Below are 11,004 nucleotides of genomic sequence, written 5' to 3'. Positions count from 1 at the left end.
GAGAATCCTCTGAAAACATTTTATTCAGCATACCACCCATCATTGGGGCGCAGACCAAAATTGCAATCTTTTTACGGGGCAAAATTCTTGGCGGGTACTTTATGAACAGCCATGAAAAAGGGGCGTTGCACGCCCCTTTTTCAGGTAACCGATCTCTCGCTGGCCGAGAAAATCAGTCTTCTGATGCTGCCTTCGCATGATCGCTGTTCGCGTAGATCTTGAACGGCTCTGATTCACCGTTGATCACGCTCTCATCGACCACCACTTTGGACACATCGGTTTCAGACGGAATCTGATACATGGTGTCCAGCAACGTAGCTTCCATGATGGAGCGCAGGCCTCGGGCACCGGTTTTCCGTGACATAGCCTGGCGGGCAACCGCACGCAGTGCGTCTTCACGGAAGTCCAGCTCAACCCCTTCAAGATCAAACAGCTTCTGATACTGCTTGGTCAGGGCGTTCTTAGGCTCCGTCAGAATCTGCACCAAAGCGTCTTCATCCAGCTCGGTCAACGTTGCCACAACCGGCAAACGACCTACGAATTCCGGAATCAGGCCAAACTTGACCAGATCTTCCGTTTCTACGTCCTGAATGATATCGCCAGCACTCTTGCTATCGTCCTGGCTCTTTACCGTAGCCGAGAAACCGATCGAGCTACGCTCCGAACGTTCCTGGATGACCTTTTCCAGACCGGCGAAAGCGCCACCACAAATAAACAGGATGTTGCCGGTATCGACCTGCAGGAACTCCTGCTGGGGATGCTTTCGTCCACCCTGAGGAGGCACCGAAGCAACCGTACCTTCAATCAGCTTAAGCAACGCTTGCTGAACGCCCTCACCCGATACATCGCGAGTGATAGACGGATTGTCAGACTTGCGTGAAATCTTGTCGATTTCATCGATATAGACAATGCCTCGCTGAGCTTTCTCTACATCGTAGTCGCACTTTTGCAGCAGCTTCTGGATGATGTTCTCAACATCCTCACCCACATACCCGGCTTCGGTCAGCGTAGTTGCGTCTGCAATGGTGAACGGCACGTTCAGCGTGCGAGCCAGAGTTTCTGCCAACAAGGTTTTACCGCTACCGGTCGGACCAATCAGCAGAATGTTGCTTTTACCCAGCTCAACGTCGCTTTTGCCTTCACCGTAGCGCAAGCGCTTGTAGTGGTTGTAGACGGCAACAGCCAGCACGATCTTGGCACGATCCTGGCCAATCACATATTCGTTCAGCGTATCGCGGATCTCTGCCGGCACGGGAAGGCGGTCACTCGCTTCTTCCTGGGCATTCTCCTGGATTTCTTCACGAATAATGTCGTTGCACAGATCCACACACTCGTCGCAGATGAAAACCGAGGGCCCTGCGATGAGCTTACGGACTTCATGCTGGCTCTTTCCGCAAAACGAGCAGTACAGCAACTTGCCGTTATCGTCGCCTCTGCCGTTTCTTTCATCTGCCATTTAAATACCTCTGTTCTTCGTTGGCCTGCCTAAACGTTCTATACGCAGGCCAAGGGTGATGCGATGACTTTCAGTATTAGTTATTCGGTACGCGCTTATCAAGTACTGTATCAATTAGCCCGTACTCTTTCGCCTGGTCAGGATCCATAAAGTTGTCACGATCGGTGTCGCGAGCGATGGTCTCGAGATCCTGCCCGGTATGATGCGCCAGAATTGTATTCAGAGTGTTACGGATCTTCAGAATCTCACGAGTGTGGATTTCAATATCCGTTGCCTGGCCCTGATAACCGCCCAGTGGCTGGTGAATCATGACGCGGGAATTAGGTAGGCACGCACGCTTGCCTTCTGCGCCGCCGGCGAGGAGGAATGCGCCCATGCTGGCTGCTTGGCCAATACACAAGGTAGCCACATCGGGCTTGATGAACTGCATGGTATCGTAAATCGACATACCCGCAGTGACTGAACCGCCCGGGCTGTTGATATACAGGTGAATGTCCTTATCCGGGTTTTCGGACTCCAGGAACAACAACTGAGCAACGACCAGGTTTGCCATGTGGTCTTCAACCTGACCGACAAGAAAAATTACCCGCTCTTTCAAAAGGCGCGAATAAATGTCGAAGGACCGCTCTCCACGTGCCGTCTGCTCGATTACCATCGGCACCAGACCGGCGCTCGTTATCATTGTTGGGCCATCAAACGGTTTTTGCGTCATGTGTGCCTGAACTCCTTAAAGACATTGGGCATGGACTCCTGCTTCAGGACATCCGGAATATAAAGCCTGGATACCCCTATACTTTGCCAGCAGTGAGCCCAGATGAAAACAGCCGGATACACCGGCTGTTTCCAGAAAGCGACTCAGGGCTATGCCCGAGCTATCAACGCTGGGCTTGGCCAGCCTTGACTGCTTCTTCGTACTTCATCTTCTTCTCTTTCACTTTGGCCTGCTCCAGCACCAAATCAACAACCGCTTCTTCCAGAACAACAGACTCAACCTGAGTCTTCTGCTCCTGGTTGCTGTTGAAGTGGGCTACCACTTCTTCCGGCTGTTCGTAAGTAGACGCGATTTCCTGAATCTTTTCATCTACTTTCGCTGCATCCGCCTTCAGGTCGTTGGCTTTAACCACTTCCTGGAACAACAAACCGGTCTTAACGCGACGCTGAGCCTGCTCTTCGAAGATTTCCTTCGGCAGCTGCTGGAAGTCTACCTGACCACCAAAGCGCTGAACGGCTTCCTGGCGCAGACGATCGATTTCCTGGTCTACCAAGGAAGACGGAACGTCCAGCTCGGTTGTTTCCAGCAGACCTTCAACAACGTCATTCTTGACCTTGTTAGACACGGCCTGCTTCAGCTCGCGATCCATGTTCTTTTTAACTTCTTCACGGAATCCGGCTTCGTCTTCGGCTTCGATACCAAACTTCTGGAAGAACTCGGCGTTCAGCTCTGGCAACTGAGGCTCTTCTACTTTATGAACCTTGATTGCAAAAGTAGCCGGCTTACCCGCCAGATCTTCGTTGTGGTAGTCCTCGGGGAAGGTTACTTCGATGTCGAACTCTTCGCCGGTCTTACCGCCAACGATAGCCTTCTCGAAACCTGGAATCATCTGGCCAGAGCCCAGAGTCAGGCGATGGCCTTCAGCGGCGCCGCCTTCAAATTCTTCACCGTCGATGGTGCCTTTGAAGTCGATGGTCACAACGTCCTTGTTTTTGGACTTGCGCTTCACTTCTTTCATAGGAGCCTGCTGACGACGCAGGTTATCGATCATGGTGTCGATATCTTTTTCGGTTACTTCAGCGGCTGGCTTCTCAACTTTGATTTTGCTCAGGTCGCCTAGCTCGATTTCCGGCAGTACTTCAAACACGGCCACGAATTCAAGGTCTTTGCCCTCTTCCATGGTCTTCGGCTCAAACTGCGGCCAGCCCGCCGGGTTGATGTCCTGCTCCTGCAGCGCCTTGATGTAGTTATCGCGCATTACTTCGCCAACGATTTCCTGACGGATGCTGTCACCGAAACGACGCTTAACCACGCTCATGGGCACCTTGCCTGGACGGAAGCCGTTCAAGCGAACAGTGCGAGCGGTTTCCTGTAGGCGTTTCTGAACCGCCTGGTCAATTTCCTGGGCGGGCACACCAATCGTCATGCGACGTTCGATGTTAGAGGTCGTTTCAACAGACACTTGCATGGAAGATCCTCGAATTACAGATTCTGTATGTGAATGAAAAATAAAACCAAATCCCGTTAGGAGCGAAACTCTTTAGCGGGACGCAAAATTAAAAGCCGGTAGTTTATCACGGTTTACCCCGCCGAGAGAATCACTGCACCAAACGGAATAACGGTTTAAGAGCATGATCACAGCGTGAAAACGTAAAATATGAGGATAAAAACAGGAAAACAAAGAAGGATGGTGCGAGAGGAGAGACTTGAACTCTCACGGGTCGCCCCGCTGGAACCTAAATCCAGTGCGTCTACCAATTCCGCCACTCTCGCATGCCCGATTAGGATCTGAAGACCTCAGAAAACCGGAAACAACCAAACAGAGAAAAGTGGGGTGGACGAAGGGGTTCGAACCCTCGACCGCAGGAGTCACAATCCTGAGCTCTACCAACTGAGCTACGTCCACCACATTAAAAAAGTGCCCGATGGCACTTTGATCTGTCTAGCTTCAACTTTGCTGGTTTGACGAGCCCGGTGCAGACCGAACTTAGAGCCTAATGGCGCGCCCGGCAGGACTCGAACCTGCGACCATCCGCTTAGAAGGCGGATGCTCTATCCAGCTGAGCTACGGGCGCTTGACCTTTCGCCCACCTGAATATTCAGAAAAATGGTCGGGGTAGAGAGATTCGAACTCCCGACATCCTGCTCCCAAAGCAGGCGCGCTACCAGACTGCGCTATACCCCGATAAGACTGAACAACAAGTGCTTCAGCAAAGTTGGCGCGCATATTACCTTCGAGTTTCGCATCCGTCAACAAAGAATTTGAAATTCATTCAGATAATTATGAAAACGCCTTCTCACAGTTCTCCCGAGAGATGCATTTACGCCCTTCACTTACATTGGCGAGAATGCTGAACCATGAGACAATGCCTCACCTTCGTTATTAGACCATTATTCATGCCCAACCTACAAGACGGAAACATGAGCGCCACACTGATTAAAGGAAAAGAAATTGCCGCACAGGTTCGACAGCAAGTTGCTGTCGGCGTCGAAGCCCGCAAACAGAAGGGACTCAGAGCCCCCGGTTTGGCGGTCATTCTGGTCGGCAGCGACCCCGCTTCACAGGTATATGTGGGCAACAAGCGCAAAGCGTGCGAACAGGCAGGCATCATGTCTTTATCTTATGACCTGCCAGAAGACACCTCACAAGGCGCACTCGAAGCGCTGGTTGACGAACTGAACGAGAACCCGGCAATCGATGGCATTCTTGTCCAACTTCCCCTGCCCTCCCACCTGGACGCAGACCCAATCCTGGTAAAAATTCGCCCCGACAAAGATGTTGACGGGTTTCACCCTTTCAACATCGGCCGTCTGATGCAGCGCAAACCCACTCTGCGCCCATGTACGCCGGCAGGTGTCATCACCCTGCTCGACTCCATCGACACCCCCTACAAAGGCCAGCACGCGGTCATTGTAGGCGCATCCAACATTGTGGGGCGGCCGATGAGCATGGAACTCCTGCTCAAAGGAGCAACGGCGACCGTTTGCCACCGATTTACAGACAATCTGGAAAAGTTTGTCAGCGAAGCCGACATCCTGATCGCGGCGGTAGGCAAACCGGGCATCATTAAAGGTGAATGGGTTAAGCCGGGCGCCACAGTTATTGATGTTGGCATCAATCGAATGGAAAACGGCTCTTTGTGCGGCGACGTAGACTTTGAGGCGGCCTCAGAACGCGCCGCTTACATAACCCCCGTTCCGGGTGGCGTAGGCCCGATGACCATCGCCAAGCTGCTTGAGAACACACTCTACGCCGCTGACGTATTGCACGCGGATTAACACCGCCGCCGAAACATCAGAGCAAATCTCGCTGCCGCCAATCGGCAGCCCACAAAAAAACCCCGCTTAAGCGGGGTTTTTTTGTATCTGCAGCCTAATTACTGGCTGGCTTTCGCCTTCAGACGGTAAGCATGCAGAAGCGGCTCGGTGTAGCCATTCGGCTGCTCACGACCCTTCAGCACCAGATCCATCGCAGCCTGGAAGGCAATGCCGTCGAAACCAGGCGCCATGTTGCGGTAGCTCGGATCGTTGGCGTTCTGACGATCAACCACAGCAGCCATACGCTTCATGGTTTCCAGAATCTGCTCTTCCGTGCAGATACCGTGGTACAACCAGTTAGTCAGCAACTGAGAGGAAATACGCAGAGTTGCGCGGTCTTCCATCAAGCCAACATCATTGATGTCCGGTACCTTGGAGCAACCAACACCGCTGTCAATCCAGCGAACAACGTAACCGAGGATACCCTGCGCGTTGTTGTCCAGTTCTTGCTGAATCTCTTCCGCGGTCAGCGAAGACGGATCTTCCATAACCGGTACGGTCAGGATGTCTTCAAGCGCTGCGCGCTGACGGCTGGCCAGCTCTTTCTGAACATCAAACACATTCACCTGATGGTAATGCGTGGCGTGCAAGGTGGCAGCAGTCGGAGACGGTACCCAAGCGGTGTTTGCACCAGATTTCGGATGACCAATCTTCTGCTCCAGCATGCCAGCCATCAAATCCGGCATAGCCCACATACCTTTACCAATCTGGGCAACACCAGACAGACCCGCTTCCAGACCGATATCCACGTTCCACTGCTCGTAGGCGTTGATCCACGCGGCCTGCTTCATCTGACCTTTACGGATGAAGGGACCCAACTCCATAGAGGTATGCATTTCATCACCGGTACGGTCAAGGAAACCGGTATTGATGAACACGGTGCGCTCTTTGGCAGCGTGGATACAGGCCTTCAGGTTCACAGTGGTGCGACGCTCTTCGTCCATAATACCCACTTTCAGAGTGAAGCGAGGCAGGCCAAGAGCATCTTCTACGCGACCAAAGAATTCGTTGGTGAACGCAACTTCTTCAGGACCGTGCATCTTCGGCTTAACAATGTAAACAGAACCCTTGGTGCTGTTCTGGAACTTGCCAGTGCCCTTCAGATCGTGAATGGCGATCAACGAAGTGACAAAACCGTCCATCAGACCTTCAGGCACTTCGCTGCCGTCATTCAGCAGAATGGCCGGGTTAGTCATCAGGTGGCCAACGTTACGTACAAACATCATGCTGCGACCCTTCAGGGTCAAGTCGCTGCCATCTGCCGCAGTGTAGGCACGATCCGGGTTCATGCGGCGAGTCACCTGCTTGCCACCTTTCTCGAACGACTCTTCCAGATCGCCCTTCATCAGCCCCAACCAGTTCTTGTAGGCGATGACCTTGTCTTCTGCATCGACCGCGGCAACAGAATCTTCACAGTCCATGATGGTGGTCAACGCTGACTCCATCAGAACATCTTTCACGTTAGCGCCGTCGTCTTTTCCGATCGGATGAGTGGCATCGATCTGGATTTCAAAGTGCATGCCGTTCTTGACCAGCAGCAGGCCGGTAGGCTCATCGGCTGCTCCGGTGTAACCCACAAAACCGGACTCGTCTTTCAGGCCAGTTACGTCACCATTTTGCAGCTTAACCGCCAGCTTGCCGCCATCGACATAGTACTTGGCCGCATCTTTGTGGCTGCCAGCTGCCAAAGGTGCAGAACTGTCCAGCAGGTTGCGGGCCCACTCGATTACCTTGGCACCACGCACCGGGTTGTAACCACGACCCTTCTCAGCGCCGTCTTCTTCTGACAATGCATCGGTGCCGTAGAGGGCATCGTACAAGCTACCCCAGCGTGCGTTAGCTGCGTTCAGCGCGAAACGTGCGTTCATCACCGGCACAACCAGCTGCGGGCCAGCCATGGTGGCAATTTCCGGATCAACGTTCGAGGTCGAGATCTTGAACTCTTCCGGCTCGTCCACCAGGTAACCGATTTCTTTCAGGAATGACTTGTACTCAGCCATATCCAGCTTCTGACCTTTGTGGTCACGGTTCCAGGTGTCCAGCTTTTCCTGAATGGCATCACGCTTGGCGAGCAACTCACGGTTGCGCGGCGCCAGCTCGTTCACAATTTTGTCGAACTCGGCCCAGAATTTGTCGGCATCAATACCGGTGCCCGGAATGGCTTCGTTGTTTACGAAGTCATACAGATTCTTTGCGACCTGAATGCCGCCAACTTGAACGCGTTCTGTCATCGTTACCTGCCTCAATGGGTTGTGTTTCCCGACTCCCTGATTGCGCAAAGCCATCAGGGGCATGATTATTCGAGCGCCGCATTGTACGTGAAATTCCCTACAAGGTCATTCCCGAAAATAACAATGCGGCTTTTGTCGAGCCTCCGGACGTCAGGCCCGACGCCAAGTAGTCCCTTCGCGACTGTCGTCCAGAACGATACCCTTTTCGAGTAGCTCATCCCGAATACGGTCACTTTCAGCAAAATCCTTGGCTTTGCGAGCAGCGGCACGGGCCTCAATCATGGCCTCGATATCGGCCGCACTCAGTTCACTGCCGGTATCGGCCTGAAAGAAAGCTTCCGGATCCTGCTGCAGCAATCCAAGCACACCGCCCAGACGCACCAGAACAGCAGCACTGCGCGCTGCGTTCTCGTCATCGCCCTCCCGGCGTTGCTGATTGATGTCGTTCGCCACCGCATGCAACACCGCAATGGCACCGGCGGTGTTGAAATCATCATCCATCACTTCCGCGAACCGACGGTCATGTTCGGTTTCCGGCACATCCTCGCTTGCCGCAGGCTTAACACCACGCAGCGCGTGATAGAGCTTGGTCAACGTCCGGCTCGCCTCAGCCAAACTGTCTGCCGAGTAATCCACCTGACTACGATAATGGCTGGACACCAGAAAATAGCGGACCACTTCTGCCGGATAGGTTTCCAGAATCTCGCGAATGGTGAAGAAGTTGCCCAACGACTTGGACATCTTTTCTTTATTGACCCGGATAGCTCCGGCGTGCATCCAGGTATGCACGAACTTGTGGCCCGTGGCGCATTCGGATTGGGCGATTTCGTTTTCATGGTGCGGGAACAACAGATCAGGCCCGCCGCCATGAATATCAAAGGTATCACCCAAACACTTGGTGGACATGGCAGAACACTCAATGTGCCAGCCAGGGCGGCCGTCGCCCCAGGGCGAAGGCCAACTCACCTCACCTTCTTTCGCAGCTTTCCACAACGCAAAGTCCGCCGGGCTGCGCTTGGCTTCCTGAACACCGACTCGCGCTCCCGCCACCAGATCCTCAAGTTTTTTCTTGCTGAGCTTGCCGTAATCCGGGAACGACTCCACAGAAAAATACACATCGCCATTGTCAGCTGCGTAAGCGTGGCCACCTTCGATCAGCGTTTCAATCATCGAGATAATCTCGCTGATAAAGGCGGTAGCTCGCGGCTCTTCGTTCGGGGACTGAACGCCCAAACGGGCCTCGTCTTCGTGCATCGCATCAATCATGCGTTCGGTGAGATCGGTATACACTTCACCGTTTTCATCGGCACGACGCAGAATCTTGTCGTCGATGTCGGTCACGTTACGAACGTAGTGCACATCATACCCGCGGTGCCGCAGGTATCGACTGATTACATCAAACGCCACCAACACCCGACCATGCCCCAGATGGCAATAGTCGTAAACGGTCATGCCGCACACATACATGCGCACTTTTCCCGGCTCGATGGGCTTGAACTCTTCCTTTTGTTGCGTGAGCGTGTTGTAGATACGCATTATTTACCCCCCTTGCCCCAGGAATCCCGCAAGGTCACGGTGCGGTTGAACACTGGCTTGCCGGTGCTTTCGGTCAGTTCCTGATCGCAGAAAAAGTAGCCTTCCCGTTCAAACTGGTATGGCAGGTCGCTACGCGGTGTCGCCAAACTCTTCTCGACCCTTGCACCTTCAAGCACCACCAGAGAAGCCGGGTTGATGTGATCCATCATGTCACCTTCTTTGTCGCTGTCGGGTGCCTCATGATTGAACAAACGGTCGTATTGGTTAATCCGCACTTCAACGCTATCCGACGCCGAAACCCAGTGAATAACACCGTTCGGCTTGTAGCCTTCAGGGTTCACACCCAACGTCTTCGGATCGTATTCGCACTTGAGCTCGACAATTTCACCACTATCATCGCGAATCACTTCTTTGCAGGTCATGACGTAACCACCGCGCAGACGAACCGCCTGGTCCGGGGCCAAACGCTTCCACTTGCGCGGAGGCTCCTGGGCGAAGTCTTCACGGTCGATGTACAACACCTGGCTCCAGGTGACTTCACGCTGCCCCATATCCGGGTTTTGCGGGTGAACCGGCAAGCTCAAAGTTTCAGTCTGACCTTCCGGGTAGTTGGTCAGCGTGACCTTGAGCGGTCGCATTACGCACATGGCACGCGGTGCGCGGGTGTTCAGATCTTCACGGATCGCATGCTCAAGCATGCCCACGTCAACGGTTCCACCTGCCTTGTTCACACCGATCATATCGCAGAAGGTACGAATGGATTCCGGCGTAAAACCACGACGACGCATACCAGAAATGGTCGGCATACGCGGGTCGTCCCAGCCATCAACCACGTTATCGTCAACCAGCCGCTTCAGCTTGCGCTTACTGGTCACCGTGTAGTTCAGGTTCAGCCGCGCAAACTCAATCTGCCGCGGATGGCAGGGAACGCTGATGTTATCCAGAACCCAGTCATAGAGCGGGCGGTGATCTTCAAATTCAAGGGTACACAGGGAATGCGTAATACCCTCAAGAGCATCCGAAATCGGGTGCGTGAAGTCATACATCGGGTAGATGCACCACTTGTCGCCGGTCTGGTGATGATCCGCGTAACGAATGCGGTACAAAATCGGGTCGCGCATATTGATGTTCGGTGACGCCATATCGATTTTGGCGCGCAACACCAATTCACCGTTCTGGAACTTGCCATCGCGCATATCACGAAACAGCTGCAGGCTTTCTTCAGCCGGACGGTCGCGATACGGGCTGTTCTTACCCGGCTCTTTCAGAGAACCACGGTACTCGGCCATTTCGTCGGCCGTAAGTGCACAGACGTAGGCTTTCCCCTTTTCAATCAGCTCTTCCGCAAACGCGTAGAGTTGATCGAAGTAATCCGAGGCGTAACGCACCTCATCCGCCCACTCGAAGCCAAGCCATTCCACATCACGCTTGATCGCATTGATGTATTCAAGACTTTCTTTCTCCGGGTTGGTGTCATCGAAGCGGAGGTTGCATTCGCCTTCAAACGTCTCAGCAATGCCGAAGTTCAGGCAGATAGATTTGGCATGACCAACATGCAGATAGCCATTGGGCTCAGGCGGAAACCGGGTAACGACTTTGCCCGTATGCTCGCCCTTGGCGACGGCATCTTCGATCAGGCTCTGAATAAAGTTGTGGGCTTTCTTCGACTCGGCGCTCATACAATCTCTGTCAACAGGGAATGAATTGTCGGAGCTATTCAGAGGCTCCGTTAAACCGCCTATTATACTCAC

General features: G+C 53.5%; 7 protein-coding genes and 4 tRNA genes. 1 reads left to right on the top strand and 10 read right to left on the bottom strand.

Annotated elements, in window-relative coordinates; genetic code table 11:
- Positions 1 to 172: 172 nt before the first annotated feature.
- The 7 genes from clpX to JAO79_RS08410 all read right to left on the bottom strand — a co-directional run bounded on the left by clpX (position 173) and on the right by JAO79_RS08410 (position 4,353).
- Positions 173 to 1,456: an ATP-dependent Clp protease ATP-binding subunit ClpX gene (clpX, locus tag JAO79_RS08440; protein ID WP_199006820.1), complete on the bottom strand. Its 1,284-nt coding sequence runs from the start codon at positions 1,454 to 1,456 to the stop codon at positions 173 to 175.
- A gap of 76 nt (positions 1,457 to 1,532) precedes the next feature.
- Positions 1,533 to 2,168, bottom strand: coding sequence for an ATP-dependent Clp endopeptidase proteolytic subunit ClpP (gene clpP, locus JAO79_RS08435; protein ID WP_133005865.1), 636 nt, complete (start codon positions 2,166 to 2,168; stop codon positions 1,533 to 1,535).
- Positions 2,169 to 2,331: 163 nt separating this feature from the next.
- Positions 2,332 to 3,636 (bottom strand): trigger factor, encoded by a 1,305-nt coding sequence (gene tig / locus JAO79_RS08430; protein ID WP_199006819.1) that lies wholly within the window; start codon positions 3,634 to 3,636, stop codon positions 2,332 to 2,334.
- Between the two features lie 220 nt (positions 3,637 to 3,856).
- A tRNA-Leu gene (locus tag JAO79_RS08425) sits at positions 3,857 to 3,941 on the bottom strand.
- A gap of 57 nt (positions 3,942 to 3,998) precedes the next feature.
- Positions 3,999 to 4,074 (bottom strand) — tRNA-His (locus tag JAO79_RS08420).
- Positions 4,075 to 4,166: 92 nt separating this feature from the next.
- A tRNA-Arg gene (locus JAO79_RS08415) sits at positions 4,167 to 4,243 on the bottom strand.
- 33 nt (positions 4,244 to 4,276) lie between these two features.
- A tRNA-Pro gene (locus JAO79_RS08410) sits at positions 4,277 to 4,353 on the bottom strand.
- Between the two features lie 236 nt (positions 4,354 to 4,589).
- On the opposite strand from JAO79_RS08410, the gene folD reads away from it, so the two are divergent.
- The gene (folD, locus tag JAO79_RS08405) at positions 4,590 to 5,447 is read left to right on the top strand and encodes a bifunctional methylenetetrahydrofolate dehydrogenase/methenyltetrahydrofolate cyclohydrolase FolD (protein ID WP_199006818.1); all 858 of its coding nucleotides are present in this window, start codon (positions 4,590 to 4,592) and stop codon (positions 5,445 to 5,447) included.
- A 98-nt stretch (positions 5,448 to 5,545) separates the two neighbouring features.
- Here the strand turns inward: folD and JAO79_RS08400 are convergent, their stop codons facing one another.
- From JAO79_RS08400 to JAO79_RS08390, 3 genes are all read right to left on the bottom strand, one after another.
- Positions 5,546 to 7,717, bottom strand: a complete 2,172-nt coding sequence (locus JAO79_RS08400; RefSeq protein WP_199006817.1) for a malate synthase G — start codon at positions 7,715 to 7,717, stop codon at positions 5,546 to 5,548.
- A 150-nt stretch (positions 7,718 to 7,867) separates the two neighbouring features.
- Complete coding sequence (cysS, locus tag JAO79_RS08395; protein WP_199006816.1) at positions 7,868 to 9,253, bottom strand: cysteine--tRNA ligase; 1,386 nt, start codon at positions 9,251 to 9,253, stop codon at positions 7,868 to 7,870.
- Positions 9,253 to 10,932 (bottom strand): glutamine--tRNA ligase/YqeY domain fusion protein, encoded by a 1,680-nt coding sequence (locus JAO79_RS08390; protein ID WP_199006815.1) that lies wholly within the window; start codon positions 10,930 to 10,932, stop codon positions 9,253 to 9,255. Before JAO79_RS08390 ends, cysS begins: the two co-directional genes overlap by 1 nt.
- Positions 10,933 to 11,004 lie beyond the last annotated feature (72 nt).

Origin of the sequence: Marinobacter litoralis (assembly GCF_016427555.1) — a bacterium.
GTDB classification, from domain to species: Bacteria; Pseudomonadota; Gammaproteobacteria; order Pseudomonadales; family Oleiphilaceae; genus Marinobacter; species Marinobacter litoralis_A.
This window is presented reverse-complemented; position numbering and strand designations above follow the sequence as displayed.

Coding starts and splice junctions, on each gene's coding strand:
- clpX (WP_199006820.1), bottom strand. CDS start 1,456: ATGGCAGATGAAAGAAACGGCAGAGGCGACGATAACGGCAAGTTGCTG.
- clpP (WP_133005865.1), bottom strand. CDS start 2,168: ATGACGCAAAAACCGTTTGATGGCCCAACAATGATAACGAGCGCCGGT.
- tig (WP_199006819.1), bottom strand. CDS start 3,636: ATGCAAGTGTCTGTTGAAACGACCTCTAACATCGAACGTCGCATGACG.
- folD (WP_199006818.1), top strand. CDS start 4,590: ATGAGCGCCACACTGATTAAAGGAAAAGAAATTGCCGCACAGGTTCGA.
- JAO79_RS08400 (WP_199006817.1), bottom strand. CDS start 7,717: ATGACAGAACGCGTTCAAGTTGGCGGCATTCAGGTCGCAAAGAATCTG.
- cysS (WP_199006816.1), bottom strand. CDS start 9,253: ATGCGTATCTACAACACGCTCACGCAACAAAAGGAAGAGTTCAAGCCC.
- JAO79_RS08390 (WP_199006815.1), bottom strand. CDS start 10,932: ATGAGCGCCGAGTCGAAGAAAGCCCACAACTTTATTCAGAGCCTGATC.